This window comes from Dyadobacter sp. CY261 (assembly GCF_021440085.1).
Classification (GTDB): Bacteria; Bacteroidota; Bacteroidia; order Cytophagales; family Spirosomataceae; genus Dyadobacter.
The window spans coordinates 470,449-491,696 of the sequence record NZ_JAKCPW010000007.1; the positions used below are offsets into that span (position 1 = coordinate 470,449).

General features: G+C 50.8%; 16 protein-coding genes. 11 read left to right on the plus strand and 5 right to left on the minus strand.

Annotation, left to right across the window (positions count from 1 at the left end):
- Window positions 1-23: 23 nt before the first annotated feature.
- Window positions 24-926: an AraC family transcriptional regulator gene (locus tag LZD49_RS21310; RefSeq protein ID WP_234669694.1), complete on the minus strand. Its 903-nt coding sequence runs from the start codon at window positions 924-926 to the stop codon at window positions 24-26.
- 346 nt (window positions 927-1,272) lie between these two features.
- Between LZD49_RS21310 and LZD49_RS21315 the strand changes: the two genes are divergently transcribed.
- From LZD49_RS21315 to LZD49_RS21325, 3 genes are all read left to right on the plus strand, one after another.
- Window positions 1,273-3,687: an ABC transporter permease gene (locus LZD49_RS21315; protein WP_234669695.1), complete on the plus strand. Its 2,415-nt coding sequence runs from the start codon at window positions 1,273-1,275 to the stop codon at window positions 3,685-3,687.
- A 58-nt stretch (window positions 3,688-3,745) separates the two neighbouring features.
- Window positions 3,746-4,942 carry a cytochrome-c peroxidase gene (locus LZD49_RS21320; RefSeq protein WP_234669696.1) on the plus strand — a complete coding sequence of 399 codons (1,197 nt, stop codon included), beginning with the start codon at window positions 3,746-3,748 and terminating at the stop codon, window positions 4,940-4,942.
- Between the two features lie 111 nt (window positions 4,943-5,053).
- Window positions 5,054-6,034: a ThuA domain-containing protein gene (locus LZD49_RS21325; RefSeq protein WP_234669697.1), complete on the plus strand. Its 981-nt coding sequence runs from the start codon at window positions 5,054-5,056 to the stop codon at window positions 6,032-6,034.
- Window positions 6,035-6,120: 86 nt separating this feature from the next.
- On the opposite strand, the gene LZD49_RS21330 is transcribed toward LZD49_RS21325, so the two are convergent.
- The 3 genes from LZD49_RS21330 to LZD49_RS21340 form a co-directional block, all read right to left on the minus strand.
- Window positions 6,121-6,885 (minus strand): hypothetical protein, encoded by a 765-nt coding sequence (locus LZD49_RS21330; protein ID WP_234669698.1) that lies wholly within the window; start codon window positions 6,883-6,885, stop codon window positions 6,121-6,123.
- Between the two features lie 353 nt (window positions 6,886-7,238).
- Entirely contained in the window at window positions 7,239-7,484 is a 246-nt protein-coding gene (locus LZD49_RS21335; protein WP_234669699.1) for a hypothetical protein, read from the minus strand.
- A gap of 180 nt (window positions 7,485-7,664) precedes the next feature.
- Window positions 7,665-7,874, minus strand: coding sequence for a hypothetical protein (locus tag LZD49_RS21340; protein ID WP_234669700.1), 210 nt, complete (start codon window positions 7,872-7,874; stop codon window positions 7,665-7,667).
- 195 nt (window positions 7,875-8,069) lie between these two features.
- On the opposite strand from LZD49_RS21340, the gene LZD49_RS21345 reads away from it, so the two are divergent.
- The gene (locus tag LZD49_RS21345) at window positions 8,070-8,507 is read left to right on the plus strand and encodes a hypothetical protein (RefSeq protein WP_234669701.1); all 438 of its coding nucleotides are present in this window, start codon (window positions 8,070-8,072) and stop codon (window positions 8,505-8,507) included.
- Window positions 8,508-8,534: 27 nt separating this feature from the next.
- Here LZD49_RS21345 and LZD49_RS21350 read toward each other — a convergent pair whose 3' ends face one another.
- Complete coding sequence (locus LZD49_RS21350) at window positions 8,535-10,931, minus strand: ABC transporter permease (RefSeq protein WP_234669702.1); 2,397 nt, start codon at window positions 10,929-10,931, stop codon at window positions 8,535-8,537.
- 217 nt (window positions 10,932-11,148) lie between these two features.
- On the opposite strand from LZD49_RS21350, the gene LZD49_RS21355 reads away from it, so the two are divergent.
- From LZD49_RS21355 to LZD49_RS21385, 7 genes are all read left to right on the plus strand, one after another.
- Window positions 11,149-12,552: a sulfatase-like hydrolase/transferase gene (locus LZD49_RS21355; RefSeq protein WP_234669703.1), complete on the plus strand. Its 1,404-nt coding sequence runs from the start codon at window positions 11,149-11,151 to the stop codon at window positions 12,550-12,552.
- 130 nt (window positions 12,553-12,682) lie between these two features.
- Entirely contained in the window at window positions 12,683-13,435 is a 753-nt protein-coding gene (locus tag LZD49_RS21360; protein ID WP_234669704.1) for an SDR family oxidoreductase, read from the plus strand.
- Between the two features lie 233 nt (window positions 13,436-13,668).
- Window positions 13,669-14,106 carry a response regulator gene (locus tag LZD49_RS21365; RefSeq protein WP_234669705.1) on the plus strand — a complete coding sequence of 146 codons (438 nt, stop codon included), beginning with the start codon at window positions 13,669-13,671 and terminating at the stop codon, window positions 14,104-14,106.
- A 124-nt stretch (window positions 14,107-14,230) separates the two neighbouring features.
- The gene (locus tag LZD49_RS21370) at window positions 14,231-14,701 is read left to right on the plus strand and encodes a (2Fe-2S)-binding protein (RefSeq protein WP_234669706.1); all 471 of its coding nucleotides are present in this window, start codon (window positions 14,231-14,233) and stop codon (window positions 14,699-14,701) included.
- The gene (locus LZD49_RS21375) at window positions 14,694-15,713 is read left to right on the plus strand and encodes a xanthine dehydrogenase family protein subunit M (protein ID WP_255721095.1); all 1,020 of its coding nucleotides are present in this window, start codon (window positions 14,694-14,696) and stop codon (window positions 15,711-15,713) included. The genes LZD49_RS21370 and LZD49_RS21375 overlap by 8 nt, the downstream gene beginning before the upstream one ends.
- 22 nt (window positions 15,714-15,735) lie before the next feature.
- Window positions 15,736-17,973, plus strand: coding sequence for a xanthine dehydrogenase family protein molybdopterin-binding subunit (locus LZD49_RS21380; protein WP_234669707.1), 2,238 nt, complete (start codon window positions 15,736-15,738; stop codon window positions 17,971-17,973).
- Window positions 17,974-18,056: 83 nt separating this feature from the next.
- Window positions 18,057-21,245 (plus strand): histidine kinase dimerization/phosphoacceptor domain -containing protein, encoded by a 3,189-nt coding sequence (locus tag LZD49_RS21385; protein WP_234669708.1) that lies wholly within the window; start codon window positions 18,057-18,059, stop codon window positions 21,243-21,245.
- The last annotated feature ends 3 nt before the right edge of the window (window positions 21,246-21,248 follow it).

The window sequence follows — 21,248 nt, forward strand, 5'->3', positions numbered from 1 at the left end:
GCAATGCTTATACAAATCAAATGTCATCCGATTTGCCGGAGCTGCTCCCGGTACAGCAGCGGTGTGACGCTGGCATTCTGCTTGAAATATTTGTTAAAATGGGATGGATACTCAAAACCGAGCGTGTAGGCGATTTGAGCCGCGTCCCAGTCGGTATTCGCCAGCAATGTTTTCGCTTCCTCCACAATGCGCTCGTGAATGATGTCCCGGGTAGTTTTGCCCGTCGATCGTTTGAGTACGTTGTTCAAATGGTTGACGTGGATGTTCAGCTGATCGGCGTATGCGGCCGGTGTGAGCAACCTGAGCGGATTCTCGGGGGAATCGACCGGGAACTGCTGATTGAGCAATCCGAAGAAACGGGAAATCAGGCGGTCTTGACTATTGTCGCTCACCACAGGCGCCTGCATATGAATACCTTCCAGAATGATCATCTGTAAAAGGCTTCTGATCATATCAAATTTATAACTGTATGTGGTTGATAATAAGCGCTCCATCTCGCCGAAAAGATAGCGGAAGCGCTGCTCGTTATCCGGGCCCAGCGCAACGACAGACTCAATGGAGGGGTTGAACAACGCACTCCGGTAACGCACTTCCTGCCGGATGCTGTTCAGTAAAAACGTGTCGTTGAACAAGCAATAGTAACCCGTTTGTGATTCTGAAATAGCCTGATAGCAGGATGGTACGGTTGGATTCGAAAATATAATCCCCGCGCCTTGAATAGGCGTTTCCCTGCCGTCTGCGAGATGCACACCCTCCCCAACAATCAGGCATATCTTGTAGTAGTCACGCCGGTTATAGGGTGTCATTTTATTCAGGCAGGTGCGTTGCTTGACATTAAAATGACTGACGTTGCTTTGTGATGCCAGTTCGGCGGGCATGGGTTGCTTGGTGCGTTCGTAGAACTGTTGCAGTGTTTCGGTATGCATTGGCTTCGCATCTATTATACAAATCAAAGTCAAAGATAACATTTTACCAACTTATTTCAAACGCCTTGCACGAGGTGTGGCCCCTTTACGGTCTTTCCGGCAACCAGCATCTTGTTCCCGGAGTCCTGCGCGCCTTATGGAGCAATTCAAACATTCACTTATTCAAAATTAATTCAGGGTGGCGTCCGGATGTTCCCTGCCGGGCATTGCTGTGCGATATCGGACAGAATTTTAGATTTAGTTTTTATGTAAAATACTGACAGATAAGTAGTTATGATTTTGGCATTCATTTTTTTGTAGGTTCTTTGCAAAATCTTTCCGTTTCTGAAAACACATCCTCGTCATTATGTTTAGAAACTACCTCAAAATCGCCTGGCGCAATCTCTGGAAAAGCAAGACTTTTTCTGTCGTCAACATCGTAGGCCTGGCTGTCGGCATTGCCGGTGTGCTGCTGATCATCTTTCACATTCGGCATGAGCTGAGTTACGACCAGGGCTTTGAAAAAGCCGATCGCATTTACCGCGTAACTTATGAAAGCAAAGGCGAGGATGACAGGCATTGGGCTGCCACGCCGCCGCCGCTTGCCCCGGCACTTGCACAGGCATTCCCCCAAATAGAAGCGATCGTGAGGCTGCATAGGCTGTACCCGTACCAGTTGTTCAGCGTGACCGGGAACGGGGGCGATGTAAAACGGTTTGAGGAAAAGGGCGGATTTTTCGCCAACGAGGACGTGATAGCGATGTTCGATCTGCCATTCGCGGCTGGTGACCCAAAATCCGCTCTCAAAAATGCCAATTCCATCGTGGTTACCGAAGCAATGGCCAAAAGGTATTTCGGGAATACCGAGGTGGTCGGCAAGACGATCGTCGACGACCGCAGCAGATTGCCAATGCTCGTGACGGGCGTGGTGAAAGCATTCCCTTTTCCAAGCCATTTCCAATTCGATTACCTGGTCTCGATGCCGACCATCGAAAGGTATCTAGATAAGGCCTCGATGGAAAACATCGGCTGGTCGGGCTTCTATAATTATGTGTTGCTGAGAAAAGATGCTTCGCGTCAACAGGTGGAAGCGGGGTTCCCCGAATTCGACGCCCGGTTTTATGCGCCGTCGGGAGAGTCCCGCGAGAAAATCCTCGCGACCCGTCAACTGCATTTGCAGCCCATCCGAGACATCCATTTGCATTCGAAGCTGGAAAAGGAGATGTATGCCAACAGCGATATTACTTACGTTTACATTTTTGGTATTGCGGCAATCTTTATCCTGCTTGTTGCTACGGTCAATTTCGTCAATATCTCCACCGCACTGGCATTCAACAGGATGAAGGAGATCGGCCTCAGAAAAGTCGTGGGCGGCACACGCGGCCAGTTGTTGCGGCAGTTCCTGGGCGAGTCGTTGCTGGTTACGGTGTTGTCGACGGTGCTCGCAATACTTCTTTTTAAATTGGTGATGCCCCTTTATTCCAATGTCGCCTCGGGCGGTTTTGTATTCGATCGCATGCTTACCATTCAGAATGCAGCGATTGTGACTTTGCTCATCGTCGGTATTGCGCTGCTGGCCGGGTTATATCCGGCCTGGTTTGTGGCACGTTTCAACCCCGTGGTGTCGCTGAAAGGCAAAAAGCTATCCGGCCCCGCGGTCAATATCGTGCGAAAAGGGTTGATCGTTTTCCAATTTACCGTATCTGTATTTATGATATTCGGAACGATGATCGTCTACCGGCAAATGCAGCTCTTTCACAATCAGGATTTAGGATTTGACAAAGACCAGGTCATCGCGGTGACGATGTATGACCAAATGCGGGAGAAGTATGGTGTTTTGATGGATGAAATGTCAAAAAACAGCAGCATTGCTAGCTTTTCGCTGACATCGACCCTCCCGGGCGAGCGTTTCGGTAACTATGAAGCTTTCCCGCTTCACCGTACCGGCCAGGACGATCTGCCGGAAAATGCCCGGATGCTCTGGACGGACGACAAGATATTGACCACATTGGGCATCCAGATTCAGGACGGGCGGAAATTCCGTAGCCAGTTTCCGGAGATCAAAAACGCCGAATTTATACTGAACGAAGCGGCTGTGAAGGCTTACCGGTTGAAAAGCCCGGTTGGCGAAGCATTTGTGGCGGAAGGCGACACCGGTACTATTGTTGGCGTGGTAAAGGACTTCAATTTTGCATCACTTCATGCAGGTGTCGAACCGCTGGTGGTGGCATACAATCCCTATCGCACCAATTATCTGCTGGTAAAGGTAAAAGCCGGTGCGGTACCAGTGACGATCAAATTCCTCGAAAACCAGGTGCAGACAATCGCGCCAGCCAACAAATTTACCTACGCTTTCCTGGACGAGAATCTTGACAAACTATACCTGACCGAGAACCGGATGAGTCGGGTTTTCAACGGATTTGCGACATTATCGATATTCATTTCGTGTCTTGGTCTTTTCGGATTGTCGGCCTACTCCGCAAAACTGCGGGTAAAAGAAGTGGGCGTACGGAAAGTTCTTGGCGCATCGGTGAGCAGCGTAGCAATGCTGTTGTCACGCGATTTTATTGTTCTGGTGCTGGTTGCCATTGCCGTATCATTGCCACTGGCATGGTATGCGATGGAACAATGGCTGGGCTCATTCGCCTATCGTATTTCGATCGGCTGGCAGGCTCCGGTACTGGCCGCCCTCTCAGCGCTATTACTTGCAGTGGTTACCATCAGTTTTCAGGCCGTGAAGACGGCTTTGCTTAACCCTGTGAAAAACTTGCGGGCGGATTAGTGTGCAGTAATTCCGCGCTATCGCTGCCTTTAAGGTCTGGTAGCAGAATGGGAAAGTAATGTCAGGGTTTGTCATTAAAGTCATTTGGAAGTTTGTTTTGGTCCTGGTTCTTGGGTTGTCTCTTATTTCTTGCGGCGGAGAGCGGAGTACGACTTTCAAAAAGGAGGAAAAGCAGATTGAGACGATCGCCGATCTCGGTGCATTGCCGTTGACCGCTACCGATCCTGCGGATAATCCCTCAACTCCAGAAAAAGTAGCATTAGGCCGTCTGCTGTTCTTTGATCCGGTGCTTTCGGGCAATAAGGACATCGCGTGTGCAACGTGTCATCAACCGGAATTCAACTATGCCGAATTTCTCGAAACGTCGATTGGCGTAAATGGCGTCGGGCGTGGACAGAATCGCAGGTTCTCCGACCCGAACGATATCCCGTTTGTGAAGCGCAACTCTCAAAGTGTTCTGAATACGGCTTTCAACGGTTTGTTAAAAAATGCGGAATACGATCCGGCGTCGGCCCCGATGTTCTGGGATATGCGCGCCAGGGGCCTTGAACAGCAAGCTTTGGAACCGATTAAAACGTTAGAGGAAATGCGGGGAAGTGCATTTCATGAAAGCAATGTCCTGGATGAGGTGGTAAGCAGGCTTGTTAAAATTCCTGCTTATCGCGAACTGTTTTCCAGAGCGTTTCCCAGCGAAGCGTCATCGATTAGCCAGCTTAACCTTTCCCGTGCCATTGCCGCTTATGAACGAACGCTGATCGCCACGAACACCCGGTTTGACCAGTATATGCGTGGGGATAGCAATGCATTGTCCACAGGCGAGAAGGAGGGTTTGAATGCCTTCCTGGTCACAGGTTGTGCCAAATGCCATTCCGGACCCATGTTTTCTGATTTTAAACTACACACGTTGGGCGTGCCCGATACTGGAAACCGGAAAGAAAGTGATTTCGGCGCTAACAAAAATTACGCATTCAGGACACCTTCGCTTCGCAATCTGCGGTATACGGCCCCCTACATGCATAGCGGTAAGTTCACGACGCTGGATCAGGTGTTGATGTTTTATGAAGATATCGCCGGCGGCAAGCTGCCCAACCCACTGGTGCAGGCAAAACAGATGGACCCGCTTGCCACACATTTGGATGTCAATTTTAAAGACATTTCCCGGATCGTGGAGTTTTTGAATACACTCAACGACGATTCATTTGATAAAATCATTCCTGAAAGTGTCCCAAGCGGATTGCCGGTAATGGGGCGCTAACGATCCCGGCATCATTGGCGTTGCTTGATTTAGAAAATCCATTGGTTTACCTTGGCTACCGGCAAAATGCCGTTACGGATACCCTTGCATCGTCCGGTAAACCATCCATATATGATAAAAAACTCCAAGCTTCTGTTTTTCCTGCTCATCCTGATCGGCTTGGGCCCGTTTTCACTTTCGTCCCTCGCCCAGCGTTCGCCCTTGCGTGTGCTGATCGTCGACGGGCAGAACAATCACGAACAATGGCCCAAGATCACGGCCATGATGAAGTATTACCTGGAAAATACCAAAAAATTTACGGTGGACGTTCAGCGAACGCACTACACCTGGCAGGGCGATAGGCTCGCAGAGGCTTACCCCGTGAAGGGTGGTACACCCACGCAAGCGCTGCCGAAGCCCAAAATGGATTCCGCTTTTCATCCCAAATTTTCCAACTACGACGTGGTGATCAGCAATTTTGGCTGGAATGCGGCGCCGTGGTCTGCTGACGCACAAAAGGATTTTGAGAAATTCATGAAAAACGGCGGCGGCCTGGTAGTGATCCACGCGGCCAACAATTCTTTTCCCGAATGGACAGCCTACAACCAGATGATCGGCCTCGGCGGCTGGGGCGACCGGACCGAAAAAGACGGCCCTTATGTATATTTCGATGAAAATGGCAAGGAAATACGCGACACAAAGCCCGGTAAGGCCGGTTCTCACGGCGCTCAGGCAGAATTCAAAATTACCATCCGCGAACCCAATCACCCGATCACGAAGGGCATGCCGGCAACTTGGCTGCATAGTCGCGACGAACTATATGACCGCCTGCGAGGCCCCGCCGAAAACATGCAGATTCTCGCTACTGCCTTCTCTCCCAAAAGCAACAATGGCACCGACCGAAATGAGCCGATGCTGATGGCGCTTCGATATGGAAAAGGCCGCATTTTTCACATGGCACTGGGTCATGCCGACTATTCGGTTGAATGTGTCGGCTTTATAACCAGCCTTCAACGTGGCAGCCAGTGGGTCGCGACGGGCAAAGTTGACATTCCCATCCCGGCCGATTTTCCTACGGAAGACAAGACGAGCCAGCGGAAGTTTGACCAGTAGTAGTAAATTGGAATGCCGATAGTTACACGCAAAAAAAGCCGCGGAATGCACTCCACGGCTTTTTTGCGTGTCAAAAATTTAGACTGTTATTTCAAGCTCAACGCTTCATCTTCAACCGAATTACGAAGCATCAACCCCGACGAAACGCTGGCAAGTACCAGTTTCATTTCTTCATCCAGGCCATTCCTGAACCATACTTTACCATTGTTGATGGTCGATACGGCGCCGATTACTTTACCGGCTCTCCGGAATTCATAGCCATACACGTCGTTTTGCGTCAGTAATTTTGACGCCCCTTCCAACTCGCGGATACCTGTGATTTCGATACGGCTCTGACCGTTTCGGATAAAGCCTGCAGTACTGTTCCCTTTAAGGCTCCTTTCGGCACCATCAATATTATGGACAATGAAATCCCAGCCCGTTTCATTGATTTTCACAGAACCCGCGCAGAAATTTTTGTATTTGAGGGAAATGGAAAAGTAATCTTCCAGCGGGGACAGTTCCGTTTCCCTGAATTTGCTCACCAACGCTACATCCGCGCCGAGACCGTTGGCGTCAAACTGTGTAAAACTGATTTTCTCGCTGGCGCCGTTGAATTTGACGATGAACGGGATGCTGTAACCAAATGTCCAGCCGCGTTTGATCTTGTTCGTTTTGAATGTGCCAAAAGAAAGTGTCTGCCCGATCAGCGAACCTTGCCGGCCTTTCACGGTGTAGATTTCCGTTTCATTTTTCAAGTCTTGATCTACTTTCAGTTCGGCGGTTTTGCAGGCGAGCATGGAGCCCACCAGGATGGCGGTAATGTAAATTTTCATTTTGATAAATGGTGCGGTTTTGAAGAATGCGTTCATGGCTAACAGATTAATACTTTTAATGCTGAACCGAAAATACATCCGAAGGTTGCCGTGGGCTGGTTCGCTATTGAGTGAACGGTCACGAATGGTTTTTGATAATGCTGAACGTCAAGTGGATGGCTGCTCCCAGGCTATGTTAAAGGCAGGTCGGGGGGATTTCTCTGATATGGGAGTTGAAGTTTGGATTGGAATGTGTTTGACAAACCAATAGCTATGCCAAAAGTTAACATGGTGAGGCTGAGCTTAGTTGATAGGAGAGGCATTAAAAAAAGGCACGATATTTCGTTAATCCGCTTTTGGCTTACAAAATACCGTGACGATTTTCGCTGAATGTGGCCTATTTGTCAGCTTTAGTTGCATTCAAATACCTTAATCCTGCCGCGGTCAGCCAGGCCGCCGCACTCGCATTTGGCCTTTCCACCCGGACAATCCATCGTTTTAGTGTCATAACCAATAATGCCGCTGTTATCAAGTACCGGGCAAGAACAAGTCACGCTCTTCAAGGGCTCAGCGTGATCGACACATGACCAGGGGAGGCCGGTCATCATAAGAAGGCAAATCGCTACTCCCGCTTTACGGGTAAATAATGCTTTCATGAGGATTACTGTTTAGGGTGATTGTCGAGTTTGAACTAATTCATTCTGAATAATTTAGGTCGTCTTAAATATACAAAAATATATCACTGAAATATTATATTATTTATTCAGGCAATCTTGCGTCACGTTCCAGTTGATCCACCAGGCCGCTGCTGACGTCTTCGGTCGTGCAATCTGATTTCACCAGCCCCTGGTGAGGTATGAAGTTGATCGTTGCAGCATTTTTGCGCGGAGGCTGCTCTTGCGGGCAGGAGCGAAAACGGGTGGCCACATACGCTGGGATTCCTTCATAGTTTCATGGCGCGTGATTTCGTATATTTTGTGATGAAATGCGATCTGAGAAATTATTTGGGGCGAAACGCCCGGCTCGTTGATTACCAGGTCTTTCAAGTCCCAACCTGTTATGATTTTGACAACGACCCATTTGAAAACGCTGCTCGGTATCGCTTTTATTTTGATAGCGAGATTCGTGTATGCCCAAACCACATTAGAAAAAAATTAAAACCTTTGATTCTAACGAAATATTAATAATCTTTCTGAGTACGTTCATGCGTCCATTGCACAAACTCCTCTAACAGCGCCCTTATGACTTTGAATGAAATCAGGACCGAACTGGTTCAGAAAACCGAGCGTAAAATCCAGGAAATGAAAGCAAGAAGCATTATTCTGCCCGAGCGACGGGCCGATATGTGCGAGCTTTGCGATATGCTCTCGCAAGAAATCTACGACTTTGCAGTCAACACCACCATTCAGATCGCCGACCGCAATCATCTCCGCAGGCCGGTATCTTCCGTGCTTGACGAACTGCACGAAGACATTTGTGCGCTCACCAACGGGGCTCTCGATATTATCGTTTCGGTCTCGAATATGCACGGTTCCGGTAAAGGCAACCCGGTAAAGCCTGATCGCCAACGACGAAGCCTTTTCTACATGTATCCCCTGGCCAGAATATCCGGCCAACTGCAGTCCTTTTTTAGCAGGATCAGCGGAAGGCAGGAAATCGGCCAGGTGACCTGCTGCTAACAGGCATTCCTGCGGACGCGACAAACGTCATTGCGTCCGCAGGTGCTGCACCGGGTTGGCGGTAGATGCTTTCAATGCATGGGCGAGGACTGTCGCGGCTGTGATTGCGGCCGTGGCAACGATCGTCGCCAGCAATAGCCAGCCGTTCACTTCGATCCGGTGCGTGTATTGTTGCAGCCAGCTGGATGTCAGCCACCATCCCAGCGGGGCGGCGAAAAGAAACCCTATGATAAGCAGGCGACTGAATTCGCTGCCGAAGACCCACAACAATTGTTCGGTCCGTGCACCGAGGATCCGGCGAATACCGATTTCTTTTGCGCGGCCTGCCGCCATAAATGTCACCAGACCATACAATCCCAGGCAATTCATAGCGATGGCAATGAATGCGAAAATTTGGACGAACCCGGCCAGCAGACGCTCCATTTCGGTGAATGAGTTCAGGAGATCATTGACGGTGCCCGCCTGGTAGGTTTGGTCAGGCAAGGAGGAATCCCAGATTGCCTGTACTGCTTTTTGTGTGGTCTCCGATTGCTTTTCCGTGATGGTCAGTACGGCCATGGTCGTGTGCTTCAAGTCGTGAATGAGTGTGACTGGCACAATAGGCTGGTGCAGGTTACCGCTCCTGAAATCCTTCACAACGCCTACGATGGTCCGCTCTGCATCTTTGATCCGCATCCGTTTTCCCAACACGTCGCCCGGCTGTTTGATTCCCAGCCTGTTTACCAACGTCTCGTTGATGAGCACCTCGCTGCCCGTGGTGTCGGCGGCGGTGAAGTTCCGGCCTGCCAGGAGCGTAAGCCCGAAGGAATCCGTGTAATGTTCGTCCACGGCCCTGAAAGACGTTTCAAAAGCCTCCGGCTCGGTAGCGGTGTGAAAGCTGAAAGGGGTGGGGCGGTTGTAAGGAGAAGCCGGCGGGTCGCTCGCATAGCTAACCGACTCGACGCCCGGAATACCCAGCCACTTGTCTTTCAGTTGGGCATAGGGGACGGTTTGCTGCGGAAGCCAGATAGTCATCCTGTTATCATGGCTAAAACCCCAGTTAACCTGCTGCATATGCCGTAGCTGTGCCGTGATAACGAGCACGATGATCAGGAAAAGTTGCGTGAGCAAAAACTGGCCGGTAATAAGCGTTCTCCTGATGGTGAAACCGCCTGTTGCACGGGTCAGGCGGCCGGTCAATGCCTCGGTAGGGTTGAAACCGGACAGGACCCAGGCCGGATACAGGCCAGCCGTTAAAACCACACCTATTACCAATGGGATAAACCATGCCAGTGCACTGGGTTTGACCAGGTCGAGAATCGAGATCGAAGGATCCAGCATTTCGACCTGCCCCGCCAATGTGCCGTTTACCAGCGGCATAGCCAACTGAGCGACCACCAGGGCCATGCCTACGGCCAGAGTCGTGAGGATGGCCGTTTCCAGCAGAAACTGTTTCAGTAATTGCGCCCGGTTGCTTCCAACCGCTTTACGCACACCCACTTCGCGTGCGCGCTGCAAAGCCTGTGCGGTGGCAAGATTGATATAATTGATACAGGAAGCAGCGACAAGTAGCAGGCCAACCGCAATTAGCGCATACAGCACTGGCCGCGGGGCCATGCCGCTACGTTCGTGGTTCAGTTCGGCGAGCGGAAGGACCTGGTAGGCATAATGCGAAGTCTCGGCAGGAGGTAAGTATTTTTCCCGAAGAACTTCGAGGGCACCGGTCAGACGGTCGGTCGAGATGCCTTCCCGCAACCGTACGAAACACATGCTTTGAAGCCCTTGCCAGTCCTGCATCGCCGCTGGTGATTCCAGTCCTGGAATGGTGGCGTAGGATATAAGCCCGTCGTAGCGGAGCTGTGTGTTGGGTGGCGGGTTTTTGATAATGCCGGTAACTGTGAGATCCACCCTGTTGTCGAGCCGCAGCGTACGACCGAGTGGAAGCTTTGTGTTGAAATATTTTTCCGCATAACGTTCGCTGAGCACGATGTTGTTAGGCGCAGCCAGGGCGGTGGAGCGGTCACCGCCGACCCATTCTACCGTGAACATATCGAAGTACTGTGGTTCGGTGAAGCATATGTTGCGCGCCTCGTTGAACTTCTTCGCCCAGCCGCCCTTTCCGTCGGGAATGCTGACGGTACGACCAAACAGCGTTTCCAGTCTCACCGCATTGTCGACAAACGGATAACTCTGGCGTAGCACTTCGGCCATGGGACGGGGTGCTGCGTCGGTTTCCATGATCGCTTCGCGTTTAATGTCAGTCACAATCCAATATGCCCGCTCCATATGCGGATGATGCCGGTCGAATGTCAGCATATAGTTGACCACCAGGAAGATGACCAGTCCGCTGGCGAAACCGATACTCAGATTTGTAACCCGGATCAGGTTGGTTTGCCTTTCTTGCCAGATTCTCCGCCAGGCAAATGAAAAGTAGTGTGAAAGCATAGCTGTATTTTTGCAAAGTTCGTTTTAGGTTAAAATACATTTATATATAATTATACTGTATATTAAATTAAAATTTCTATAAAAATTTGCTGACTTTACAAAAGGCCTGACGCAGGACGGCGAAATTTAATCCTCAATTCTATCGATTTACTATATTAGTGGACCAGTAAGGCTATTTTTGAAACATACAAGCCTTCATGGCGCTATTTTATTTGCAATGAAAAACCGTATAGGAGAAATTAAATGGCGCAGGCTTCTGCTGTGCATTGTGTTGTCTGTCAATATACTGCCTGTTTCCGCACAGCGCAGGAGTACAAAAGGGCCATCGCAGCCGAACATTATCGTGATACTGACGGACGACATGGGCTACGGCGATGTGGGTGCCTATGGAGGCAATTTCGTCCCGACGCCCAATATCGACAGGCTGGCAGCCAACGGTTTGAAACTCACACAATATTACAGCGGCGCGCCTATCTGTTCACCTTCGCGGGCGAGCTTACTTACGGGCATGCAACCGGGGAAATGGAATTTCACTACTTTTCTGGACACCAAAAAGCATAACAAAGACGCCGGGCAGATCGACTACCTGGATACGCAAGCACCTTCCATTGCCTGGTTTTTCAAGAATTCGGGGTATGCAACCGGCCATTTCGGCAAATGGCATATGGGCGGCGGCAGGGACGTGACCAATGCGCCCGGATTCACTGAATATGGTTTCGACGAGCACGCCAGCACCTACGAAAGCCCGCAACCCGACCCGGCGATTACAGCTACTAACTGGATCTGGTCTGAAAAAGACAGTATCAAAAGATGGGACCGGAGCAAATATTTTGTAGACAAAACGCTGGATTTTATGCAGCGACACAAAGGGCAGCCTTGTTTCATCAACCTCTGGCCCGACGACGTGCATACACCCTGGGTGCCGCGGGTAGAGACTGAGTACACGGGCAAGTTTCCGATGAAGCCTCAGGATGAAGCTGCATTCAAAAGTGTTTTGATAGAATATGACGTGCAGATCGGTAGGCTGCTCGACGGGCTGAGAGAACTTGGCCTGGCAGAAAATACGATCATTATCTTCACCAGTGATAATGGTGCGCTACCCACTTTTGGCGGACGGAGGAGTGGTGGACTAAGAGGTTCAAAACTCTCGCTTTACGAAGGCGGGATACGGATGCCATTCATCATCAGTTGGCCTGGCCACATTCCGGCCAACCGCACCGATAACCGCTCGGAGGTGCATGCTACCGACCTTTTACCGACATTATCGAAGCTGGCCGACGTTAAAATTCCCGATGACTATGCTGGCGACGGTATCGATCGTTCAGGGGTGTTTCTGGGTAAATCCTCGCTGCGGAAAAAGGAAATGTTTTGGGAATATGGCCGGAACGACATCGCCTACAATTATCCGAAAGGCAACGACCGCAGCCCGCGCCTTGCCGTACGGTCGGGCGAGTGGAAGCTCCTGATGGACAGTGACGGCAGCAAGGTTGAACTGTACAACATCGTAAAAGACAAGGCCGAAACCAACAATCTTCAAAGCAACGAACCGAAAGTGGTTGGGGAACTGAGCGGCAAACTGCTTGCCTGGTGGAAATCGCTTCCCAAGCTGAATGCCGATTGATTGACCAATGAAAAGAAAAATATTGCTAGCCATTCTGAGAAATTTGCAACTCTTGCTGTAATCCTTGTACGTCGCGGGCGGGGCTCATCGGACACCTTTGTATTGTTATTTAACACGAAACAAAAAGACCATGAACTCGCTCAAAAACAAAGTAGCCCTTATCACAGGATCAGCCAGAGGCCTCGGTAAAGCCATCGCAGAACGTTACGCAGCGCTCGGTGCCGACATTGTTATTAACTATTCACGCGACAAGGCATCGGCCGATGAAGTCGTAAGCAACATCACCGCGATGGGCGCACGGGTAATCGCCGTTCAGGCCGACGTCAGTAAAGTAGCCGATATTCAACGGCTCTTCGAAGAGGCCAAAAAAGCATTCGGCGAAATCGACATCGTGGTCGCTAATGCGGGGATTGAAATGGTGGAAACGCCGGTGACCCAGTTTACCGAAGAACAGTTCGATCATTTGTTTTCCATTAATACCAAGGGCGCGTATTTCACGATGCAGCAGGCCGCTTTGAACGTCACGGATAATGGCCGCATCATTTACATCGCTTCCAGTACTACGGCGTTTCCTGTTCAGGGAATGGCGGTGTATGGAGGGAGCAAAACTACCCCGCGTTATCTGGTGGATGTTTTGTCCAAAGAAATTGGCCACCGCGGTGTGACTGTCAATTCCATCATTCCTTTTGCCGTAGATCACTCGGGTATTTTTGCAGAAGAAGGCAGCTATCCCGAGCTGAGAAAATCCCTGCTCGACAGCTGTCCGATGGGCCGGCTTGCCGAAGTGGAAGATGTAGCCAATGTAGCCGAATTCTTTGCCAGCGATCTCTCATCGTTCGTAAATGGCCAGCATTTGCTGGTCAACGGCGGGGCTAATCAGTAAGCTGTACTTTCCCCAGCATTGTAGAACAAAAGCCCCGGTTGCTTTTATATCCGGGGTTTCTTTGTGCGTAAGGATGCGGTACCGGCCGGTGTCTGCAAGTGTTGCAGGGTAATCTCAAAGGCTTATTTATGGCATAGAATTTACCTAGTTGAGTAAATGGAAAGGCACAACGCGATTACTTTCCATGAATCAAACTTCAAACCCGCAACAGCCGGCCGCACCGGTGAACAGCAATGGAGCAACTGATTTTTTTGGCAGAGGACGACCATGACGATGTTTACTTTTTTGAACACACACTAGCGGGCATTAAGGCCGACTGCGCGTTCCGTGTTTTTGGGAATGGTCAGGAAGTGTTGGACGCGTTGAAAATAGCCGGTTCAAGGAAGCCTGATATGGTCTTCCTGGACATTAACATGCCGATTCTGACGGGCCTTGAATGCCTGATGAACATCCGCGAACATTTTTCCAAAGTCCTTCCGGTATTTCTGTTCTCGACAGACCAGGACAGCCTCACCGTGGAGCAGGCGCGCAAGCTGGGAGCCACGGGTTATCTGTCGAAACCAAGCTCGATGGACGAACTGAGCAACCTGCTGTCCAATGTGATGGCAATTGATTGGAGCGCGCGCTCTGAAAATGATTTTTACGTGCATTTACAGCTTGCTGATACCTGATACGGGGGGACTCGAGAGGTCGGTAAATCGACGAACCGTGACCTGCCGACTGGCAAAGGCCGGAATGCGGTCTGCCGGGTGATGGCATAATCTTTGACTGGAAGCGGCAAATTTCCAAATGCTGATGACGACAATCGTACTGAATGTAAATCAACGTCGGTATTCGCTCCAAGTGCTTCCCTGGGTTTCACTGCTGGATGCGTTGCGCGAGCGGCTGAAACTGACGGGTACCAAAAAAGGCTGCGACCATGGTCAGTGCGGTGCCTGCACCGTGCTGTGCGACGGCAAACGTATCCTGAGCTGCCTGACGCTCGCTGTGATGAAGGATGGCTCGGACGTTACCACCATCGAAGGCATTGCCAGTGGTGACGACCTGCATCCGCTGCAACAGGCATTTATCGAGCATGACGCATTTCAATGCGGCTATTGCACACCTGGGCAAATATGCAGCGCCGTTGGTATGCTCAATGAAGGTAAAGCCCGGACGAGAGAGGACGTAAAGGAGCTGATGAGCGGCAATTTATGCCGCTGCGGTGCCAATACGGGGATCATAAACGCGATCATGGAAGTCAAGGAAGGAGGCGGCCTTGAATAATTTTGAATATAAACAAGCGACAGATGCTATCGACGCAACGGATGCCGTTGCCGCTTCGGAAGATGCCATGTTCATCGCCGGTGGTACCAATCTCGTAGATCTTTGGAAATATAATCTTGTCCATCCCAAATTGCTGGTCGATATCAATCACCTGCACAATCACAAGCATATTACCGAACTGGAAAATGGCGGTCTGAGGCTGGGCGCGTTAGTCACGAATGCGGATACCGCCTATCACCCGTTGGTGGAGGAGCGCTATCCGCTGCTTTCCAAAGCCATTCTGGCCGGTGCGTCGCCACAAATCCGGAACATGGCCACGAACGGCGGTAACCTCCTGCAACGGACGCGATGCTATTATTTTTATGATCCCGATGTGCCTTGTAATAAGCGTGAGCCCGGTTCGGGCTGTCCGGCTATGGAGGGTTATAATCGCATTCACGCCATTCTGGGAGCCAGCGATCAATGCATCGCGGTTTTCCCTTCGGACATGTGCGTGGCGCTCGCCGCGCTGGGAGCGGTTGTGAATGTATCCGGCAATAACGGCGAACGAAGCATTCCCTTTACAGATTTCCACCGTCTACCGGGCGATGCACCTGATATCGATAACCATTTGCACCACGGCGACCTCATCACGTCAATTGACCTCCCTGTCAGAGGATTTGCACAAAACTATTCCTACCTCAAACTCCGGGACCGGCATTCTTACGCTTTTGCGCTGGTTTCTGTGGCTACTGCCTTGGAACTGGACGGCGGCATCATACGCGATGCGCGCCTCGCGCTGGGGGGCGTCGCACACAAGCCCTGGCGTATGCATGAGGCTGAATCTGTGCTGATCGGGAGAACGGCGGACGAAGCAACTTTTGCCGCGGCTGCGGAAGTGATACTGGCCGATGCAAAAGGATTTAAATACAACAATTTTAAAATAGAACTGGCCAGAAGGGCGATTATCCGCAATGGAATGATGGCCCTAAACCCCGAAACCCAGCTTCCGGGCGCGCAGCCATCGGCCTGATTTTCATCAACATTCCGATATTATGAAATTACAACCAATGGTAGGAAGGCCGGTCAGCAGGCTGGAAGGGAAGTTGAAGGTCACCGGTGCGGCCAGGTATGCAGCTGAATATGATGTTCCTGATCTGCTATACGGCTATGTCGTCAATAGCACGATCACGAAGGGAAAGATTACCCGTATCGATGTTAGCGCGGCGAAGGCGTTGAACGGTGTTTTGGAGGTCATTACCCATGAAAATAGGCCGGACGTGGCATCGGTCGACCTGAAATATACAGATATGGACGCGCCACCCGGAGTCGTTTTCAAACCTTTGCTCGATGCGGAGGTGAAGTACAACGGACAGCCGCTCGCGCTGGTGATCGCCGAAGATTTCGAAACCGCACGCTATGCCGCCACGCTGGTTATTATCGAATATCAGGAAGAACCATTTGAAACTTGCCTTGATCACAATCTCGAGAAGGCCCGCAAACCCGAGAAGGGGCTGGCGACCATGCTAAAACCACCTCCGCCGCCGCCAACAGGCAATTTCGAACAAGCGTTCAAAGATTCGCCCGTAAAGGTCGATTCTGAATTCCGGCATGGTACGGAACATCATAATCCGATAGAGTTGTTTGCCACTACCACTGTGTATGAGGGCGAAGGCAAATTGACGATTTATGATAAAACGCAGGGAACGGTCAACAACCAGCTGTTTGTGGCCAATGTCTTTGGCTTGCATTACAAGGATGTAAGGGTGTTGTCGCCATTTGTTGGCGGGGCATTCGGCGCCGGGTTGAGGCCGCAATATCAGCTTTACCTGTGCGTGATGGCGTCATTGTTTTTGAAGCGGAACGTCAGGGTAGTGCTCGAACGGAAGCAGATGTACCCATTCCCGCACCGGCCGCAAAGTTATCAGCGGTTGCGGTTCGCAGCGGATGCGAATGGCCGTCTCACCGCATTGAACCATTTGGCTATTTCAGAAGCTTCCCAGTTTGAGGATTATGTAGAAACCGTGGCTCAGTGGAGCCACAAACTTTACCCGGCGCCCAATACGCTTTTTGAATATAAACTGGCTTCCCTGGATCTTTTCACACCCTTGGATATGCGTGCGCCCGGCGGCGTGACGGCCCTGCATGCAATTGAATGCACGATGGACGAGCTGGCCTACGAAGCAAGTATCGACCCGCTCGAATTCCGGTTGCGCAATTATGCTGAGACCGATCCTGTAACAGGCAAGCCATTTACGAGTAAGGCACTCCGCGAGTGTTATATGCGGGCGGCCAAGCAATTCGGTTGGGAAAAACGCAGTCCTGCGCCTGGCAGCATGACGCGCGGCAACAAGTTTGTGGGCTATGGCATGGCCACGGGCATTTGGGACGCTTACCAGTTCCCGTCACGTGTGGAAGCGATGATCACCCAGGACGGCAAGCTGGTTTTGAACAATGCCGTCACGGATATCGGCACAGGGACGTTGACCGTGATGACACAGGTGGCAGCGGATGAGCTAGGCATGCCGATGGAAAATGTCACATTTAACTACGGCGACAGTAAGAAGCCCTTTTCCATGTTTCAGGGTGGGTCGTCGATGACTGCATCCACCGGTGTCGGTATTGTCGTTGCCGTGAAAGCGTTGAAGAAGAAGCTTTTGAAAAAGGCCAAGGACATCGACGGCTCGCCGTTCAAAAACGTCAGCGGCGAGGATGTTGCATTCAGGGATGGTAGTATTTTTTTGCGGCGGAGTCCGTCCGTCTCCGTTTCATTTCAGGAGATTGTGGCGGCGAATGGCGGGAGGCCTGTGAAAACGACGAATATGGGTGCCCCGCATGTTTTGAAATTGAGAAAATACGCAAAGGCAACGCATAGTGCCGCTTTTGTGGAAGTAGAAGTGGATAAAGAACTGAAAATGATCACCGTAACGAGGGCGATCACCGCCGTTGCGGCCGGTACCATCATTAATCCGAAAACAGCACGCAGCCAGATCACCGGATCGATGGTGTGGGGTATCAGCAAAGCATTGCATGAGGAAACGATCCTGGACGAAAAGCTGGGCAAATACATGAACCAGAATCTCGCCGAATACCATATACCGGTACATGCCGATATCAACGAGCTCGACGTGATTTTTGCCGATGAGAGGGACGATCTGATCAATGAATTGGGTGTTAAAGGGGTAGGGGAGATCGGGCTGGTAGCCATGCCGGCTGCTGTGGCCAACGCAGTATTCCACGCAACCGGCAAGCGTATCCGTGAGTTACCCATTCATTTTGACAAACTTCTTTGAGTTGCCCTGTTGCCATCGGTTAATGGTTTCTGATGATGTAAAATGCGTTATCTTGGCATTTCCATCATCAAATCAATCTATCCTTGGCAGATCGTCGGGTGTTGAAACTGGCTGAAAGCGGTTTTCAAAAGCGCTGGTTTCTGATATTGCTGCTTTATGCCCATGCATTGCTCGGGCAGCAGGATTCCATTCGCCTGGATTACACCATCACGAAACGGTTACTGTCCGTCGAGAACGGCTTCGCGTCCCATGAGGTATTTTGCGGGGTGCAGGATGCGGGCGGCTTTCTGTGGTTTGGTACCCGCAATGGGTTGAACCGTTTCGACGGGAGCAAAACCTTGCTTTTTACCCGTCAAAGAAACCGGCTTCAGGAGAACAAGGTCGTACAACTGGCTGTCGATGATGCCAACCGACTTTTCATTCAATATGGTAGTGTGGGCTTCCAGCTCACCACCATTGGAAAGGTGGATGTGATGGATGCTGCCACCCAGGAAGTCAAAACGCTGACAGCCACTTTTCCTGATTTGCCTTTCAAGGAGCGGGACGTCTACTGGATCGCTAATGACGGCACCGATGAAACCAGTTTCCTAACGGCTTCGCCTTTCCGGTACTGGCGGTATTCCGCTAAGAAAGGTTTCCGGCTGATATTGGAAATGAACAAATGGGTCAGACAGGATTCTCTCTTTGATTACCGCACCACAGGGCCAGTTTGCACATTTATTCAGGGGGTCGCCCATTTGAAGCTCATTAATCAGCAAACACAATATATGGTTACGGGCAAGAGCGTTGTCCCGTTCCGGCAGCATAATGTGCTGCGCTCACTGCCTATTGGCCTCACAGACCGGAAAGAGTTGCTGATCGCCTACAACACAGCGGATAGCGAGGACACGTTTGTTGTAGAAAAGCTGGCCCAAAATGGTGAGCTGGTTCCGGTTCCGGATCTTGCAAGATATCATTTGGATCGGGTGAAAGGCCGCTATTGGTTTCAGATCTGGCCTGCGACAGACGGCAGGGCCGCGGCTTTTTATATTGCCACTGATGCGCTCTATATCTGGAATAAAAATGCATTCCTGCGGGTCATAGGGAAATCGGAAATGAGGGGGTTTGAAAATCTGTTTATATACCGGCTTTTCCCGGACAAGCTCGGGAATTTCTGGCTTTGTACGTCGTCGGGCGTCATGCAGCTCACCATCAAAAAGAACCGCTTCAAACCTTACTTTTCCACGAGCCAGCAGTCCGACGAGCCCAACGGCCAGGCGCGGGGCATTTATGCCGACAGTAGCGGTAAGGTCGTCGCGAATATCTGGGCCCACACATTCAGGCAGGAGGGCGGGCTGACGCAGGCTATTAAAAATCCGTATATCAACTACGGCCTGGGAAGGCACAATGGCAGCATTTATACGGGCGGCGCAGGCCTTGCGCGTTACGACGAGGCCCGGAACAGGATGATTGGCCTGCCTATGCCGCCATCGGAAATATGGTCGCTTTACTCATTGAACGACAGTCTTTTATTGCTGGGCAGGATCGACGGGTTTTCAGTTTTCAATTCCATTACCAACCGGATCGACTCGTTGCCGCTGGAGACGGCTTCTATGCCCGACGCTAAGTTTATCTATCGTTTTTTGCGGGATAAAGCGGGTATGGTGTGGGCAGTGGCTGAAAACGGCTTGTATCAGCTGACCGACAGGCCGTCGCCGGGTGGCAGGCTCATGCGGATGGCCCGGTTACAATCGCCTTTCCTGAATGGGCTGAGTTTGCTGGATGCCTGGCAAGGGCCCGACGGTACCTGGTGGCTCGCTACCAACGGCGAGGGCCTGTATCGATGGAACCCTCAAACGAATGCTTTCCGGCAGTTCAACATTACGGCCGGGTTTCCGTCCGATGTACTGTACCGGATCGAGCCCGACGCTTCCGGGAATCTCTGGATCAGCTCGGATTACGGTTTGATCCGTTTCAATCCCAGTAATTTTTCGGTTAGTACCTATACCACCACCGACGGTATTTCCCACAACGAATTCAACCGGACATCTTCATTCAAGGCAGATGACGGCAAATTGTATTTTGGGGGATTGAATGGCGTGATCGGCTTCGATCCGCGCGAGTTCCACACCGATACTGCGGCACTTGAAGTGCCTTTGCAGGTTATTGCATTCAACCAGTTTGTGGGCTCGGCGAATGAACTGGTAAATAAAACAGCCGATCTATTGCGAAATTCGGGCATAGTCCTCGAACCCGACGACAAATTCTTTACGCTGGATTTCCAATTACTCGATTTCACCAAGGAAGAGGGGCACCGGTATGCTTACCAGATAGAAGGGCTGGATAAAGACTGGGTATATATCAATGAAAACTCGGTGCGGATCAGCGGCTTGCCCTACGGCGATTTTGTGCTGAGGATCAAAGCGCAAAACAGGGAAGGCGCATGGAATAAGCGTGAGCTGAGCATTCCGCTGAGTGTTTTAAAACCGATTTATCTGCAATGGTACTTCTTTCTGGCCGTCGGAATATTGCTTGGATCATTGATTTACCTGTTTATCCGGTTCAGGGTCAAGCAACTGGCGTGGGAGAAGAAGCGGCTGGAAGAAACCGTGAATGAGCGGACTATGCAGTTGAAGCAATCGCTTTCGGAACAGACAGCCTTGCTGCTTGAAAAGGATGTTCTCATGAAAGAGATCCATCATCGGGTCAAAAACAACCTCCAGGTAATTTCCGGCCTGCTGGAATTGCAGGGCAAAAGCCTTTCCGACGAGGCCGCGAGGGAGGCATTGCAGGAAGGCCGCAACCGGGTCAGAAGTATTGCGCTGATCCACCAGAACCTCTACCAGTTCGAAAACCTGAGTAGTATTAATCTGAAACGTTTTGTGAATGACCTGGCGAGGCAGGTACAAAGCGTATTTCAAAAGGAAAAGAATGTTTCGCTGGCGATAGAAGTGCCTGATTTGCACCTCGATATAGACTCTGCGGTTCCATTGGGGCTTATTTTGAACGAATTGTTGTCAAATTCGTTTAAATATGCGTTTTCAAATGTGCCCGAAGGTGAAATAGCAGTGACCATTGAAACGGCTTCGGAAGGGAGGTTCAGGCTAATCTATTCCGACAACGGGCCAGGATTGCCGGAGCTGTTCGATCCCGGCAAGGCGAAGACCCTTGGCTTGCAGCTCGTCAATGACCTGAGCCGACAGATCGGAGGAACGGTGCATTATGAAACCGTGAATGGCGCGATGTTTACCATCCATTTCACCAATCGGGAAATACGAAAAAACCAGGATTAACCC